Source organism: Terriglobales bacterium (assembly GCA_035937135.1).
Lineage (GTDB): Bacteria > Acidobacteriota > Terriglobia > Terriglobales > Acidobacteriaceae > DASYVL01.
Genome location: DASYVL010000021.1, coordinates 1 through 16,451, shown reverse-complemented (window position 1 = coordinate 16,451; position 16,451 = coordinate 1). Strand labels below are relative to the sequence as shown.

Annotated in this window: 13 protein-coding genes and 1 tRNA gene; 1 reads left to right on the top strand and 13 read right to left on the bottom strand. The window is 64.5% G+C overall.

What is annotated here, in order from left to right; all coding sequences use genetic code 11:
- A partial coding sequence (locus tag VGQ94_00945; GenBank protein HEV2021073.1) for a rhomboid family intramembrane serine protease occupies positions 1-641 on the top strand: 641 nt, incomplete at its 5' end.
- Positions 642-1,146: 505 nt separating this feature from the next.
- Here VGQ94_00945 and pyk read toward each other — a convergent pair.
- From pyk to tuf, 13 genes are all read right to left on the bottom strand, one after another.
- Positions 1,147-2,634 (bottom strand): pyruvate kinase, encoded by a 1,488-nt coding sequence (gene pyk / locus VGQ94_00940; protein ID HEV2021072.1) that lies wholly within the window; start codon positions 2,632-2,634, stop codon positions 1,147-1,149.
- Positions 2,631-3,515 (bottom strand): YihY/virulence factor BrkB family protein, encoded by an 885-nt coding sequence (locus VGQ94_00935; protein ID HEV2021071.1) that lies wholly within the window; start codon positions 3,513-3,515, stop codon positions 2,631-2,633. Before VGQ94_00935 ends, pyk begins: the two co-directional genes overlap by 4 nt.
- A 71-nt stretch (positions 3,516-3,586) precedes the next feature.
- Entirely contained in the window at positions 3,587-7,786 is a 4,200-nt protein-coding gene (gene rpoC, locus VGQ94_00930; GenBank protein HEV2021070.1) for a DNA-directed RNA polymerase subunit beta', read from the bottom strand.
- Between the two features lie 46 nt (positions 7,787-7,832).
- On the bottom strand, positions 7,833-12,305 hold the full coding sequence (rpoB, locus tag VGQ94_00925; GenBank protein ID HEV2021069.1) for a DNA-directed RNA polymerase subunit beta: 4,473 nt from the start codon (positions 12,303-12,305) through the stop codon (positions 7,833-7,835).
- A 306-nt stretch (positions 12,306-12,611) separates the two neighbouring features.
- Positions 12,612-12,986: a 50S ribosomal protein L7/L12 gene (rplL, locus tag VGQ94_00920; GenBank protein HEV2021068.1), complete on the bottom strand. Its 375-nt coding sequence runs from the start codon at positions 12,984-12,986 to the stop codon at positions 12,612-12,614.
- Between the two features lie 100 nt (positions 12,987-13,086).
- Positions 13,087-13,620, bottom strand: a complete 534-nt coding sequence (rplJ, locus tag VGQ94_00915) for a 50S ribosomal protein L10 (GenBank protein ID HEV2021067.1) — start codon at positions 13,618-13,620, stop codon at positions 13,087-13,089.
- A gap of 17 nt (positions 13,621-13,637) precedes the next feature.
- Positions 13,638-14,345, bottom strand: coding sequence for a 50S ribosomal protein L1 (gene rplA, locus VGQ94_00910; protein ID HEV2021066.1), 708 nt, complete (start codon positions 14,343-14,345; stop codon positions 13,638-13,640).
- Between the two features lie 74 nt (positions 14,346-14,419).
- Positions 14,420-14,854 (bottom strand): 50S ribosomal protein L11, encoded by a 435-nt coding sequence (rplK, locus tag VGQ94_00905; GenBank protein HEV2021065.1) that lies wholly within the window; start codon positions 14,852-14,854, stop codon positions 14,420-14,422.
- 62 nt (positions 14,855-14,916) lie between these two features.
- Complete coding sequence (gene nusG, locus VGQ94_00900) at positions 14,917-15,603, bottom strand: transcription termination/antitermination protein NusG (GenBank protein ID HEV2021064.1); 687 nt, start codon at positions 15,601-15,603, stop codon at positions 14,917-14,919.
- A gap of 22 nt (positions 15,604-15,625) precedes the next feature.
- A complete protein-coding gene (secE, locus tag VGQ94_00895; GenBank protein HEV2021063.1) occupies positions 15,626-15,832 on the bottom strand; it encodes a preprotein translocase subunit SecE in 207 nt (68 codons plus the stop codon).
- Positions 15,833-15,944: 112 nt separating this feature from the next.
- Positions 15,945-16,020: transfer RNA gene (locus tag VGQ94_00890), tRNA-Trp, on the bottom strand.
- Between the two features lie 107 nt (positions 16,021-16,127).
- Positions 16,128-16,277 carry a 50S ribosomal protein L33 gene (rpmG, locus tag VGQ94_00885; GenBank protein HEV2021062.1) on the bottom strand — a complete coding sequence of 50 codons (150 nt, stop codon included), beginning with the start codon at positions 16,275-16,277 and terminating at the stop codon, positions 16,128-16,130.
- Positions 16,278-16,298: 21 nt separating this feature from the next.
- Positions 16,299-16,451: elongation factor Tu (gene tuf / locus VGQ94_00880; protein ID HEV2021061.1), on the bottom strand; the 153-nt coding region annotated here is incomplete at its 5' end.

Genomic DNA, 16,451 nt, shown 5'->3' with positions numbered 1-16,451 from the left:
TGACCTACGCCTTCCTGCACGGCGGGATCCTGCACATCGCCTTCAACATGCTGGCGCTGTGGATGTTCGGCTCCACGCTGGAAATCGACTGGGGGCGCCGGCGGTTCCTCGAGCTTTACTTCTTCGCCGCGGTGGGCGCGGCGCTGGTGACCATCGCCATCTCCTTCAGCGGCGCCCTGGGACTAGCTCCCAACGCGCCCACCATCGGAGCCTCGGGCGCCATCTACGGATTGCTCATCGCCTTCGGCGTGGTGTATGCCGAGCGCGAGTTGATGCTGTTCCCCCTGCCCATCACCATCAAGGCGAAATACTTCGTCGCGGTGTGGATCTTGCTGGCCATCGCGCTGGCGCTGCAGGGAAACGGCAGCAGCGTCGCGCACCTGGGCGGGGTGTTCTTCGGATTTCTCTACGTCAAGCTGCTGCTGCGCCGCGGGGTTCCGGCGCGGACCTCGGAGCGTTCCTTCAGCCTGCGCGACTGGTACTACCGCTGGAAGCGCCGCCGCGCCGCGCGGCAGTTCGAGGTATACATGCGTGAGCACGGCGGCGGCACCTACGTGGACCCGCTGGCCGAGGACCACGACCCCAGGGACAAGTCTCCGCAGAAGAAGAATGGGGAATCCCGCGGGCCCTGGGTGCACTGACCGCTGCTCACCTAGAGCCGGGCGCGGCCGAGACGGCGGCGCTACGAAACTGTTTCCAGCCGCTCGTAAATCTTTTTGATCTTGCAGACTTTCGCCAGGCGCCCCCAGAAGGCGTGCAGCTCCGGGTCCTGGTGCGCCTGGCGAGCGGCGGCTTCCGAGCCCCACCAGCGGAAGTTGAGATAGACGCTGGGGTGGGCTGAGTCGCGGTAGAGCTGGTCGCGGCCGTAGCCCTTGCGCTGCAGGAAGTTGAAGAGTTCGCGGGTGACCGCGAGACATTCCTTCTCCTTGCCCTTCTTGGGCTCGAAGATGGCGACAGCGAGGATTCTTCGGGCATGCGCCTCCGATGCTAAAGCCCCTGGATCATAGTACGCCTGTACGGCACGACTGAAGTCGTGCCCTCTCGTTTGTCTCCTGGGATAGGGGTCCTTCGACTCGCCCGTCGCCGGCGCTCCGGGTTCGCTCAGGATGACAATCGCGAGAAAAGCGCTTAAGGCAAGCCCGAGCGTCAGTCTTTGCCGCGGTCGGAAGGCTTCTGGCGGGGCGCGCGGCGGCGCTCGGGCTGGCGGCGAGAGGGCTCGGCTCCGACGCGGTGCAGGCGCAGGAAGTTGGTGGAGCCGGAGGACTGGCTGGTGCCGGCGACCACGGCAATCACGTCGCCGGGATCGACCGCTTTGTTCTCCAGCAGCGTGGTCTCGGCGGCGTGCACCATGTCGTCGGCGGTGGGCGCGTGCTTGCAAGGCAGCGGATGGACGCCCCACAGCAGGTTCATCCGGTTGCGCACCTCGGGCATAGCGCTGAAGGCAAAGATGCCGGCCTTGGGGCGGTACTTGGAGATCAATCGCGCGGTGGTGCCGGTCTCGGTGAAGACGGCGATGGCGCGCATGTCCAAGTCCTGGGCGGCGTGGGCGACCGATTCGCAGATGGTTTCGGAGATGGAGAGCACCGCGCGGTCCCGCCGGCGGCGCATGACTCCGCTGTGCATGTGGGCCTCGGCTTCCGCGACGATGCGGGCCATCATGGCCACCGCTTCGCGGGGATACTTGCCGGCGGCGGTCTCGGCGGAGAGCATGACGGCGTCGGTGCCGTCGAAGATGGCGTTGGCGACGTCGGAAGCCTCGGCGCGCGTGGGCCGCGGGTTCTCGATCATGGACTCGAGCATCTGGGTAGCGGTGATCACCGGCTTGCGCCACTCGGCGGCGCGGCGGATGACGTGCTTCTGGATGATAGGGACCTTCTCGGGCGCGACTTCGACGCCCAGGTCGCCGCGGGCCACCATGACTCCATCGGCCACGTCGAGGATCTCCTCCAGGTTCTCGATGGCCTGGGGCTTTTCCAGCTTGGCGATGACCGGGACGTCGGCGTGGCGGGCGGCGATCAGCCGCTTGGCCTCGCGCACGTCCTCGGCGGTGCGCACGAAAGAGACGGCCACCAGGTCCACGCCGTGCTTCAGCCCGAACTCCAGGTCTTCCTGATCCTTTTCCGTGATGGCGGGGACGCGCACCGGCGTGCCGGGAAGGTTGATGCCCTTGTGCTCGCCCAGCAGGCCGCCGTTGATGACCTCGCATTCCAGGTCGTCGCCGTGGATGGAGGTGACGCGCAACTCGATGAGGCCGTCGGCCAAAAGGACGCGCGCCCCGGGTTCCACCTCGCGCGCCAGCTCCGGGAAGGTGGTGGAGATGAGGGAAGCCGTCCCGGGGACGTCGCACGGGGTGATGGTGAGTTCGGAGCCGGCCTTGAGCGCCACCGGGGTGCGGTACTTCAGGCGTCCGGTGCGGATCTTGGGCCCGGAGAGGTCCTGGAGGATGCCCAGGGAGCGGCCTTCGCGCTCGGCGACGCGGCGCAGGCGCTCGATGCGGCGGGCGTGCTCCTCGTGGGTGCCGTGGGAAAAATTCAGCCGGGCCACGTCCATGCCGCTGCGCACCAAGTCGCGCAGCACCGCCTCGGAGCTGCTGGAGGGCCCGATGGTGCAGACGATCTTGGCTTTGCGCGTCATGGCGTCACGGCCTCCCGGTGGAAGAAGGTCTGGTCGCCCGCCGGCTCGATGACGGAACGGGGATAGAGCACGGCGTTGAACTCCGCCCCCACCAGAACAATGATGGAAAGAATGTACATCCAGACGAGCAACGCGATGGCCGCGCCCAGCGAACCGTAGATCAGATTGTAGGTGGCCACCGTCTTCACATACCAGGCAAAGATCACGGTGGCGGTGAACCACAGGCCGGTGGCCACGCAGGCGCCGGGCAGCACGCGATGCCAGGGCTGGGTCCGGGGCAGGCCATGATGGTAGATGAGCGAGATCACGGCGATGCTGGTGAGGGTGGCAATGAGCCAGCGCCCGCCCGTCCACAGGAGAAAGATGTAGGAGCCCAGGACGCGGGGGCTGTGCAGCGAGACATAGGTCTCGATCTGGTTGCCGAAGGCCACCAGCAGGGTGGCGAAGGACATGGGCAGGAAGGAGAGTCCCACCAGGAAGAGGGCGACGGCGCGCTCCTTCCATAGGCCCCAGGTCTTGGTCAGGCGATAGGCGCGGCGGAAGCCGTCCATCCAGGAGATCATCACGCCGGAGGCGGCGAAGAAGGTAATGAAGGAAGCGGAGATCAGCAGGCGCGTGGGGCGCTGCTGGCCGCTCTTGAAGTAGCTCAGGGCATCGGCGCTGGAACCGGGGGGCAGCACCGCGCCCACCGCCGAGGCCACCTCATCGAGGAGGTGGGTCTCGCGGGAATAGGAGAGGACACTGGCCACGACCAGCAGCGCGGGAAACAGAGTGAGGACGGAGGAGTAGGCGCCGGCCTTGGCCAGGGCGAAGCAGTCGTCCTCGAAGGCGCGCCAGCAGGCGCGCCGCAGCAGCGAGGCGAAGCGGAGCAGGGGCGACATGCGCTGTTATCGCTCCTTTCGGAGGGATGCACGGACGGAGAGACCGTGCTCCCACAGTCCGAACCCAGGCATCACTCGGCGACGACTTCCTCGCTCTCGCCCTCGCTCTCGCCTTCCTGGCGCATGAGCTCGAGTTGGCGCTCGGCCTCCTCGTAGGCGGCGGAGACCTCCTCCTGCACCTTGGCGGCGGCCTCTTCCAACTCGGGCGCCAGCCGCACGTTGCGGTAGTACTCCATGCCGGTGCCGGCGGGGATCAGGCGTCCCATGATGACGTTCTCTTTGAGGCCGCGCAGGTGGTCGACCGAGCCCTGGATGGAGGCTTCGGTGAGCACGCGCGTGGTCTCCTGGAAGGAGGCGGCGGAGATGAACGAGTCGGTGGAGAGCGAGGCCTTGGTGATGCCCAGCAGCAGGGGGCGTCCGGTGGCCGGCTTGCCGCCGTTCATGATCACCTTCTCGTTCTCCTCGCGGAAGCGGAACTTGTCTAGCTGCTGCTCCAGCAGGAACTGGGTGTCGCCCACATCCTCGATCTTCACCCAGCGCATCATCTGGCGCACGATGACTTCGATGTGCTTGTCGTTGATGTTGACGCCCTGCAGGCGGTAGACCTCTTGGATCTCGTTGACCAGGTAGGCCTGCAGCTCCTTCTCCCCCAGCACGGCCAGGATGTCGTGGGGGTTGAGGGGACCGTCCATGAGCGCCTCGCCCGCTTTCAGGCGCTCGCCCTCCTGAACGTTGACGTGCACGCCGCGGGGCACAAGGTACTCCTTCTCCGTGCCGTTGTCGGCGGTGACGAAGATCTTGCGCTGGCCCTTGGAGATCTCGCCGAACTTCACCAGGCCGTCGATCTCGCTGATGATGGCGGTCTCGCGCGGCTTGCGGGCCTCGAACAGCTCCACCACGCGCGGCAGGCCGCCGGTGATGTCCTTGGTCTTGGTGGTCTCGCGCGGAATCTTGGCCAGCACGTCGCCCGGGTGCACGGTGTCGTTATCGGCGACCATCAAGTGGGCGCGCGAAGGCATGAGGTAGCGCTTGCTGCTCTTGCCCTTGACGACAATCGCGGGCTGCCGCTTCTCGTCGGCCGAGTCGGTGACCACGTGGCGGGAGAGGCCGGTGACTTCGTCCACCTGTTCGTGCAGCGTCAGACCTTCCTGCAGGTCCTTGAACTGCACCGCGCCGCCGATCTCGGTGAGGATGGCGAAGGTGTAGGGGTCCCACTCCACCAGGGACTGGCCGAGGGCGACCTCCTGGCCGTCCTCGACGCGGAGCTTGGCGCCGTAGACCACGGCGTAGCGCTCCTTCTCGCGTCCCTTGTCGTCCACCAAGGCGATGGACATGTTGCGGTTCATCACCACCAGGCCGCCTTCCTTGCTGCGGACGGTCTGGGGATTGATGAAGCGCACCATGCCGGTGCTCTTGGCTTCCAGGCGCGACTGCTCGGAGACACGCGAGGCAGTTCCGCCGATGTGGAAGGTGCGCATGGTGAGCTGGGTGCCGGGTTCGCCGATGGACTGGGCGGCGATCACGCCGGTGGCTTCGCCCAGCTCCACCATGCGTCCCGAAGCCAGGTTGCGGCCGTAGCACATGATGCAGACGCCGCGCTTGGACTCACAGGTGAGCACGGAGCGGATCTTCACCCGCTCGATGCCGGCGGCCTGAATGGCGCTGGCCAGGTCCTCGGTGATCTCGTGGTTGATGTCCACGATGACGCCGCCTTCGTAGTCCTTGATCTTCTCCAGCGAGACGCGGCCCACGATGCGGTCCCGCAGGGGCTCGATGATCTCGCCCGATTCCACGATGGAGCCCACGAAGATGCCGTCCACGGTGCCGCAGTCCTGCTCGCTGACGATGACGTCCTGGGCCACGTCCACCAGGCGTCGAGTGAGGTAGCCGGAGTCGGCGGTCTTGAGCGCCGTATCCGCCAGGCCCTTGCGCGCGCCGTGGGTTGAGATGAAGTACTGCAGCACGGTCAGGCCCTCGCGGAAGTTAGCGGTGATGGGGGTCTCGATGATCTCGCCCGAGGGCTTGGCCATGAGGCCGCGCATGCCGGAGAGCTGCCGGATCTGCTGCTTGGAGCCGCGGGCGCCGGAATCGGCCATCACGTAGATGGGGTTGAGGTGCCCGGTCTTGTCCTGCTCCTGGAGCACGCTGAACATCTCGTCCGCCACCTTCTCGGTGATGGACGACCAGATCTCGATGACCTTGTTGTAGCGCTCGCCGTCGGTGATGGCGCCGTCCAGGTACTGCTGCTGCACGTTGAACACCTGCTTCTCGGCGTCCTTCACCAGCGCGTACTTGTGGTGGGGAATGACCATGTCGTCGATGCCGATGGAGAGCCCGGCCTTGGTGGCATAGAGGAAGCCCAGCGACTTGACGCCGTCGAGCATTTTGACCGTGGTCTCCAGGCCGAAGCGCAGGTAGCAGTAGTTCACTAACTGCCCGACTCCCTTCTTCTTGAGCAGGCCGTTGATGAAGGGCATGCCCTCGGGCAGGTGGTCGTTCAGGATCACGCGGCCCACGGTGGTGGCGATGTACTGGCGCTCGAACTTGAGCGGCTCGGTGTGCAGCACGTCCTGATCGTCGTAGGCGGTGGTCAGGTCCATGACCTCGCCCGTGTAGCGCAGGCGGATGGGGGTGAGGGTCTCGACCGCGCCGGCTTCCAGAGCCAGCGTCACTTCATCCAGATTGGCGAAGGCGCGTCCCTCGCCCTTGGCGCCGGGCTTGGACTTGGTGAGGTAGTACACGCCCAGCACCATGTCCTGCGTGGGCACGGTGATGGGGTGTCCGGAGGCGGGCGAGAGGATGTTGTGCGAGGAGAGCATGAGCACGCTGGCCTCGATCTGCGCCTCGGGGGAGAGCGGGATGTGGACGGCCATCTGGTCACCGTCGAAATCAGCGTTGAAGGCGGTGCACACTAAGGGATGGATCTTGATGGCCTTGCCTTCCACCAGCACCGGCTCAAAGGCCTGGATGCCCAGGCGGTGGAGGGTGGGAGCGCGGTTCAGCATCACCGGATGGTCCTTGATGACCTCTTCCAGGATGTCCCAGACCACGGGATCCTGCTGCTCCACCATCTCCTTGGCCTGCTTGATGGTGGTGCACTGGCCGGTCTGCTCCAGGCGGTGATAGATGAACGGCTTAAAGAGCTCGAGCGCCATCTTCTTGGGCAGGCCGCACTGGTGGAGCTTGAGTTCAGGGCCCACTACGATGACCGAGCGCCCGGAGTAATCCACGCGCTTGCCCAGCAGGTTCTGGCGGAATCGTCCCTGCTTGCCCTTGAGGGTGTCAGAGAGCGACTTGAGGGGTCGGTTGTTGGCGCCGCGCAGGACGCGTCCACGGCGGCCGTTGTCGAACAGCGCGTCCACCGCCTCCTGCAGCATGCGCTTCTCGTTGCGCACGATGACCTCGGGGGCGTGCAGGTCCATCAGCTTCTTGAGCCGGTTGTTGCGGTTGATGACCCGGCGGTACAGGTCGTTGAGGTCGCTGGTGGCGAAGCGTCCGCCATCCAGAGGCACCAGGGGGCGCAACTCTGGAGGGATGACCGGGAGGACGTCCAGGATCATCCACTGCGGCTTGTTGCCGCTCTTACGGAAGGCTTCGACCACCTTGAGCCGCTTGGAGAACTTCAGCCGCTTCTGCAGCGAGGTCTCGTGCTTCATCTTGTCGCGAAGCTCGACGGAGAGCTCAAGAATCTCTACGCGCTTGAGCAGCTCCTTGATGGCCTCGGCGCCCATCATGGCCTTGAAGCCGGTGGCGCGGAACTGCTGGTCGAGTTCCCGGAAGCGGGTCTCTTCCTTGATGATCTCCTGCTCCTTGACCGGGGCGTCGCCGGTCTCGATGACCACGTAGGCCTCGAAGTAAAGCACCGACTCCAGGTCGCGCAGGGAGATGTCCAGCAGGTGTCCGATGCGCGAGGGCAGGCCCTTGAAGAACCACACGTGCGAGCAGGGCGAAGCCAGCTCGATGTGCCCCAGGCGCTCGCGGCGCACCTTGGAGAGCGTGACTTCCACACCGCACTTGTCGCAGATGACGCCGCGGTGCTTCATGCGCTTGTACTTGCCGCACAGGCACTCCCAATCGGTGACCGGGCCGAAGATGCGGGCGCAGAACAACCCGTCGCGCTCCGGCTTGAAGGTGCGGTAGTTGATGGTCTCCGGCTTGGTGACCTCGCCATGCGACCAACTCCGGATCTTCTCCGGAGAGGCCAGGCTGATGCGGATAGCGTCAAAGTCGGCGGTCAGATGACCGACGTCGTACGGGCTCGAACGGAACAAGGTAACCTCCAAACTTCAGTTGCCGGTTGCGACTTCTGTTTTCTCTTTACTCCAAGGCCGCGGCAGCTTCCTTCTTGCGCCCCTCGTTGGTCTTGATGAGCTCCACGTCCAGACACAGCGACTGCAGCTCGCGGATCAATACGTTGAACGACTCGGGCACGCCGGGCTCGATGGCGGCCTCGCCTTTGACGATGGCCTCATAGATCTTGGTGCGGCCGTACACGTCGTCGGACTTGGCCGTGAGCAGCTCCTGCAGGATGTAGGCGGCGCCGTAGGCTTCCAGCGCCCACACCTCCATCTCGCCGAAGCGCTGGCCTCCGAACTGCGCCTTGCCCCCCAGCGGCTGCTGGGTTATGAGCGAGTAAGGACCGATGGAGCGGGCGTGGATCTTGTCGTCCACCAGGTGCGAAAGCTTGAGCATGTAGATGTAGCCGACGGTGACCGGCAGGTCGAACTTCTCCCCGGTCATGCCGTCGTGGAGGTCGGTCTTGCCCGACTCGGGCAGGCCAGCTTCGCGCAGCAGCGACTTGATCTCTCCTTCGCGCGAACCGTCGAAGACCGGCGAGGAGAAGTACACGCCGTGCTTCATGCTTGTGGCCACGGCTTCCAACTCGTCGTCTTCCATGGCCGCGATGCCGTCCACGAAGGCCGTGTCCTTGAAGATGGCCTTGAACTCGCGGCGCAGGGTCTCGGCGCGCGAGTTCTTCTGCAGCAGCTCGGTGATGCGGCCCCCGAGCGCATGCGCGGCCCAGCCCAGGTGCGTCTCCAGGATCTGGCCCACGTTCATGCGGCTGGGCACGCCCAGCGGGTTGAGCACGATCTCGACCGGCGTGCCGTCGGTGAGATAGGGCATGTCCTCCTCGGGCAGGATGCGCGCGATCACGCCCTTGTTGCCGTGCCGCCCAGCCATTTTGTCGCCCACGCTGAGCTTGCGCTTCATGGCGATGTACACCTTCACCAGCTTGATGACGCCGGGGGGCAACTCGTCGCCCTTCTTCAGCTTGCTGATCTTCTCGTCCACGATCTTGCGCAGAACGTCGATCTGCCGCGAGGTCATCTCCTCGATCTCGTCGATCTGCTCGTTGACCCGCGGGTCCTTGTCGGCGAACTTGATGCGCTTCAGGTTCTTGGTGGAGATGCGTTCGATGGCGTCGCGGTCCAGAACCATGTCCTTGGTGAGCAGGCGCTTGTTGGTGCGCTCATCGTGCAAGTCGGCCTGGACTTCCTTGCCGCCCAGGATGCGCTCCAGGCGCTTCAGCCGCTCGTCGCTCAGGATGCGGATCTCGTCCGAGAGGTTCTTTTCCAGCTTCTCGATCTGCGCCGCCTCGATGGCCTTGGCGCGCTCGTCCTTCTCCTGCCCCTTGCGGGAGAAGATCTTCACGTCCACGATCGTGCCCTCGATGCCCGGAGGGGTGGTGAGCGAGGCGTCGCGGACGTCGCCGGCCTTCTCGCCGAAGATGGCGCGCAGCAGCTTCTCCTCGGGGGTAAGCTGGGTCTCGCCCTTGGGCGTGACCTTGCCCACCAGGATGTCGCCCGCCTTGACCGTGGCCCCGATGCGGATGACGCCGCTTTCGTCCAGGTCGCGCAGCGCCGACTCCGAGACGTTGGGGATGTCGCGCGTGATCTCCTCCGGACCCAGCTTGGTATCGCGCGACTCGATCTCGAACTCCTCGATGTGGATGGAGGTGTAGTAGTCCTCACGCACCAGCTTTTCCGAGACCAGGATGGCGTCCTCGAAGTTGTAGCCGCGCCAGGGCATGAAGGCCACCAGCACGTTGCGTCCCAGCGCCAGCTCGCCCTGGTGGGTGCAGGGACCGTCGGCGATCACCTGGCCCTTCAGCACCCGGTCGCCCTTCTTGACCACCGGCTTCTGGTTGATGCAGGTGTTCTGGTTGGAGCGCTTGAACTTGGTGAGGGTGTAGATGTCGCTGCCCACTTCGCGCGAGAGCTGTCCGGGATGGTGCTCACCCTCGACGCGCACGATGATGCGCTCGGAGTCCACCGAATCCACCAGGCCGTTGCGGCGGGCCAGGACCACGGCGCCGGAGTCGCGCGCCGTGACGCCTTCCATGCCCGTACCCACCAGCGGCGCTTCGGCGCGCAGCAGAGGCACGGACTGGCGCTGCATGTTGGCGCCCATCAGGGCGCGGTTGGCGTCGTCGTGCTCCAGAAAGGGCACCAGCGAGGCGGCTACCGACACCAGCTGCTTGGGGCTGACGTCGATGTAGTCCACATCGTCGCGGCCCACCAGCACGAAGTTGCCGGCCTTGCGCGCGTTCACCAGCTCGGTGACGATGCGGCCGCGCTCGTCCAGCTCCACGTTGGCCTGCGCGATGATGTGCCGGTCCTCCTCCCAAGCGGAGAGGTAGAAGGAATAGGGCGTGGAGTCCACCCGGCGGCGGCGGGCTTCCTTGAGCTCGGCGTTGAGGCGCTCCACCTCGTGCTTCTCCACGTGGTCGCCGACCTTGTGGTCGCTGTCGCCGGCGTTGACCACGGTCACGTAGTCGTGCACCTTGCCGGCCTTCACCTTGCGGTAGGGCGACTCGATGAAGCCGAAGTCGTTGATGCGGGCGTAGCAGGAGAGCGACGAGATCAGGCCGATGTTCGGGCCTTCCGGGGTCTCGATGGGGCAGATGCGCCCGTAGTGCGTGGGATGGACGTCACGTACCTCGAACCCGGCGCGCTCGCGCGAGAGCCCGCCCGGCCCCAGGGCCGAGAGCCGGCGCTTGTGGGTGATCTCGGAGAGCGGGTTGGTCTGGTCCATGAACTGCGAGAGCTGCGAAGAGCCGAAGAACTCGCGGATGGCGGCCATCACCGGCTTGGCATTCACCAGGTCGTGCGGCATGGCCGTGGACATCTCCTGATACACGCTCATCTTTTCCTTGATGGCGCGTTCCATGCGCACCAGGCCGATGCGGAACTGGTTCTCCAGCAGCTCGCCCACGGCGCGCACCCGGCGGTTGCCCAGGTGGTCGATGTCGTCCACCGAGCCGATGCTCTTGCGCAGCTTGAGCAGGTAGCGGATGGTGGCGTAGAAATCGTCGGGCTCGAGCGTGCGGTTGTCCAGGTTGGTGACGTCGTGCTTGTCAAAGAGCTTGATGTTGAACTTCAGCCGGCCGACGCGCGAGAAGTCGTACTTGCGCGAGTCGAAGAACATGCCGTGGAAGAGCGCGGTGGCGGTGTCCAGGGTCGGCGGATCGCCGGGACGCAGCTTGCGGTAGATCTCGATCAGCGCCTCCTGCGGCGTCTTCACCGAGTCCTTGCGCAGGGTGCCGCTGATCACCGTGCCCACATCGTCGCGTTCAGGGAAGAAGACCTGGATCTCGGTGATGCCGGCATCCATAATGCGCGCCAGCCGGTCGGCGGTGAGCTCGGCGTTGGCCTCCAACAGCACTTCGCCGGTGGCCGTATCCACGACGTCGGCGGTGGTGAAGGCGCCTTCCAGATCGCCGGGCTCGACCTCGACCTCGGTGACCTTCGCCTTCTGCATCTCCTTCACGATGGCGGGCGTGATCTTGCGGCCGGCATGCGCGATCTCGTTGCCATGCTTGTCGGCGATGCGGTGCGAGAGCTTCAGGCCCACCAGGTTGGTGGGCAGCTCGCTGGCCGGATCGAGCGTCCAGTAGATCTTCTTGCTGCGCAGCGCGATGCGGTCCACGGTGTAGAAGGTGCGCAGGATGTCCTCATCCGAACGCAGCCCCAGCGCCCGCAGGAAGATGGTCCCCAGGAACTTGCGCTTGCGGTCGATGCGCACGTACAGAAGGTTCTTCTGGTCGTATTCGAACTCCACCCACGAGCCGCGGTAGGGGATAATCTTTCCCAGGAAGTAGGTGCGGTTGTTGGCGGTCTCAAAAAAGACGCCGGGAGAGCGGTGGAGCTGCGAGACGATGACCCGCTCGGTGCCGTTGATGACGAAGGTGCCGTTGGCGGTCATCAGCGGGATGTCGCCGAAGAATACTTCCTGCTCTTTGATGTCGCGGATTGACTTGTTGCCGGTCTCCGGGTCCTTCTCGAAGATGGTGAGGCGGATGGTGACCTTGAGCGGCGCGGAGTAGGTCATGCCGCGCTCCTCGCACTCGGTGACGTCGTACTTGAGCTGCAGACCGACCGGGTCGCCGCACTTGCCGCAGAAATCGGGGGTGTTGGCGTTATAGGTGCCGCACTTGGAACAGAGCACGTCGCCGGGGTGGAAGGGATCGGTGATGACGGTGGAGCCGCAGCTCTTGCAGGTGGTGCGCAGGTGATGCAGCCCCTTCAGGTGTCCGCACTTGCACTCCCAGTTGCCGATGGCGTAGTCCACAAAGTCGAGCTGCGAGACGTTGCGGAAATCGGTGATGGGGAAGACGGACTGGAACACCGCCTGCAGGCCGCTGTCGTCGCGCTCGCTGGGCAACAGGTCCATCTGCAGAAAACGGTCGTAGGAACGCTTCTGCACCTCGATCAGGTTGGGGATCTGGATGGACGCTGGGATCTTGGAGAAATCAAAGCGGTGACGGACGGCGATACTTTTGTTGGGCATCAATCGCTCCTAGTGCGTGTGCGGCGCAGCCGGCTGAGGCTGCGCAGTAAGATTGCAGGCCAAGCCGCGGCGCCCGCGGACGAAGACTTCTCCGCAGGCGTCGCCGGCGACGCTCAGCCCTGCCTGAATTGTGTTTTCCCGCGCCAGGGTAAGAACCAGTTCTCCAAGGCCGGTTGCAAGCCGGCCGGTAACGCCAGAAGCCAGATCGTTCGCTCCGAGCGAGATGCTTCGCTTCGCTCAGGATGACGGCCCGCGACTCCCGCTCGTCCCGCAAAGCGGGACTCGCTCACGCCGCGGAAATCGCCGTCACTTCACTTCGACCGTGGCTCCGGCGTCCGTAAACTTTTTCCTGATGTTCTCCGCCTCTTCCTTGTTGACGCCTTCCTTCACCGTCTTGGGGGCGCCGTCCACCAGGTCCTTGGCTTCCTTCAAGCCCAGGCTGGTGACTTCACGGACCGCCTTGATGACGTTGATCTTGTTGGCGCCGACTTCCTTCAGGATGACGGCGAACTCGGTCTTCTCCTCGGCGGCCGGGGCTCCGGCAGCCGCGCCCGCCATCATCACCGGGGCCGCGGCGGCGGCGGAGACGCCCAAACGCTCTTCCAGGCGCTTCACCAGCTGCGCCGCGTCCAGCAGCGACAGCCCTACAATCTGCTCTTCCAACTGCTGCAAGTCTGCCATTTCAGTTCTCCTCTAAACTCTGTTCTATTTTTGCTCCGGGACTAAAGCCCCGGTTTCCTAAAGAAGCCGTATCGGCACGACCCAAGTCGTGCCCTCCCACCTAGGCTTCCTTGAACTTTTTCTTCTCCACGCCCTGGTTCAGCACCACGGCCACGTCGCGGCCGAGAGCGTTGACCACCGTGGCCAGCCGCTGCGCCGGCGACTGCATCAAGAACAGCAACTTGGAGTACAACTCTTCCTTCGAGGGCAGGGAGGCCAGCGCCTCGATCTGGCGCTGCGAGACCAGGCGGCCATCCACCACTCCGGCGCGGAAGCTGAACTCCGGGTTGTCTTTGACGTACTTGGCCAGCGCCTTGGCCAGGGCCACGGGATCACCTTCGGTGAAGGCGATGGACGTCACGCCCGTCAGGTTCTTGAGCGCCTCCTCCACCTTGGTGCCCTTGGCAGCGCGCTCCGCCAGCGTGTTCTTGACCACGCGGTAGCGGGCCCCGGCCGCGCGCACGCTCTTGCGCAGCGCGAAGTCCTGCGGGACGGTCAGCTTGCTGAAGGTGCCCACGATCAGGCTGCTCACCTTCTTCAGGTCGGCGTTCAGCTGCTTTGCCTGCTCGACTTTTTTCGCCCTGGTGACTGCCATCTGGTTCCCTTTCGTCCCTATGCCTTGGAGGCCGCTTCCAGCGCCGCGACGTCGATCGAGATCCCCGGCCCCATGCTGGAGGAGAGCGTCACGCCCTTGATGTATTTGCCCTTGGCCGCCACCGGCTTGGCCTTGATCACGCTGGAGATGACCGTGGTGGCGTTGTCCACCAGCTTCTCCGGCGCGAACGACATCTTGCCCACGGGCACGTGCACCAGCGCCGTCTTGTCGGTGCGGAACTCCACCTTGCCCGCTTTGATCTCCGTCACCGCCCGGGCCACGTCGAAGGTGACCGTGCCCGTCTTGGGATTGGGCATCAGGCCCTTCGGCCCCAGTATCTTGCCCAGCCGCCCCACGGACTTCATCACGTCCGGGGTGGCGATCACGGCGTCGAAATCCGTCCAGTTTTCCTTCTGGATCTTCTCCACCAATTCCTCGCCGCCCACGATGTCGGCGCCCGCCTCCTCGGCTTCCTTCACCTTCTCGCCCGAGGTGATGACCAGGACTTTCTTCGACTTGCCCAGCCCGTGCGGCAGCACCACGGTGCCCCGCACCATCTGGTCGGCGTGCTTGGGATCCACGCCCAGACGCATCGTGACCTCTACCGTCTCGTCGAACTTGGCGTACTTCACCTTTTGCAGCAACGGAACGGCCTCACTTAGCGGGTACGGCCTGCGCTCGACCGCCGCCCGCGCCTTGGTGATGTTCTTGCCCGCTTTCGTCATCGCTTCCTCTTCGACTTTCGTCTTCCACCGCGGCCCCGATGAACCGGGGCGCCGTGGTCGGTGTGATTGATTCCCTATGCCTCTACGTCAATCCCCATCGAACGCGCCGTGCCCTTGATGCTCTTGATGGCCGACTCCAGCGAGGCCGCGTTCAGATCCGGCATCTTCTGCTTGGCGATCTCGGCGACCTGCTGCTCCGTGACCTTCCCCACCTTCTCCTTGTTGGGCGTCCCGGAGCCTTTGGCGACGCCCGCGGCGCGCTTCAAAAGAATCGCGGCCGGCGGCGTCTTAGTGATGAAGGTGAAGGTGCGGTCGTGGTACACCGTGATCACCACCGGGATGATCAGCCCCTCCAACTCCTTGGCGCTGGTCTTGGCGTTGAACTGCTTGCAGAACTCCATGATGTTGACCTGCGCCTGGCCCAGCGCGGGCCCCACCGGCGGCGCCGGGGTCGCCTTGCCCGCCGCGATCTGCAACTTCACCGATCCTGTGACCTTTTTGACTGCCATCGTGCTTCCTTGACTCAGAATTCAAAATTCCGCGGCCGAGGACGGCCGCGCCACGCAATTTCCTACGCCGTCTTTTCCACCTGGCCGAACTCCAACTCCACCGGAGTGGAGCGGCCGAAAATCGTGACCATCACCTTCAGGGTCTCGCGGTCCTCGTTGACCTCGTCCACCACGCCGGTGAAGCTGGCGAAGGGGCCTTCGGTGATCTTGACCGCCTCGTTCTTCTCGAATTTCACCTTGAGCCGCGGCTTGTCCTTGCCCACCGCCACCCGGTAGACGATCTGGTTGACCTCTTCCTCGGAGAGCGGCGTGGGGTCATTGGCCGTGCCCACAAAGCCGGTCACCCGGGGCGTGGACTTCACCACGTGCCACACGTGGTCCCCCTCGCCGCCCGAACGAAAGCCGGTCAAATCCATCTCCACCAGCACGTAGCCGGGATAAAACATGCGCTCGATGGTGTACTTCTTCCCGCCGCGCACTTCCGTGACCGGCTCGGTGGGGATCAGCACGCCGCCGATCTTCGCCTCCAGGCCGAACGCCTGGATGCGCGATTGCAGCGATTCCCGCACCTTCTTCTCGAAGCCGGAATAGGTGTGGACGATGTACCACCGCATGTTCGGGTTCTTCGGAGGCGCGGGCGCCGCCGCCTCGGCCGCTTCGCCTGCACCTTCCGCCGCCTGGGCTTCCGCCGGCGGCTGCTCCACCGGCGTACTCTCCGGCGTTGCCTGGTTTTCGGTTTCGTCGCTCATCCCTGTCACGTCTTCAAAATCCTCAGTGTCCGTAGTACTTCAGGAAACGCTCCATGGCCGTGCCCACCACTCCATCCACCACGAAGAAAAACACTCCGAACAGGAACACGGTGATCAGCACCACCACGGTGGTGGCCCGCACCTCCTTGAAAGAGGGCGAGGTCACCTTCTTCATCTCGGAGTACACGTCGGTGCCAAAGCCCCGAACGCGCTCCGGCCACGATTTGATCCTGCCGCCTAGGCTGTCCTGTTCCATGAACTCCGCGACCGCCGACTTCGCCATTCCGCCTTCTCCTTCGGGCTGCCGCCGGCTTTCGCCCGCGGCCCGCGCTCCTCGAAACTGGCAGGGGCGGAGGGATTCGAACCCCCAAGTCCGGTTTTGGAGACCGGCAGTTTAACCGTTGAGCTTACGCCCCTGAATCCATCGAGCCATTGCGTCATTGCGCCATTGAGTGATCGAAAAACCCACTGACGGCGCGATTTTCAATGACTCAATCACCCGATGACTCAATGACTCAATCTCTTCATTTCGTTTCCTTGTGCGGCGTGTGCTTGCGGCACTTACGGCAAAACTTGGAAAACTCCAGACGGTCCGGCGTCGTCTTCTTGTTCTTAGTGGTCGAGTAGTTCCGGTCCTTGCACTCGGTACACTGCAATGTGACGATCTCGCGCATGCCTGTCTGATTCCTCGTTCCCTATTTCCCTACGTCCAGCACTTCCGAGATGGTGCCGGCGCCCACCGTGTGTCCGCCTTCGCGGATGGCGAAGCGCAAGCCCTTCTCCATGGCCACCGGCGTGATCAGCTCGACCGTCAGCGGCACGTTGTCTCCCGGCATCACCATCTCCGT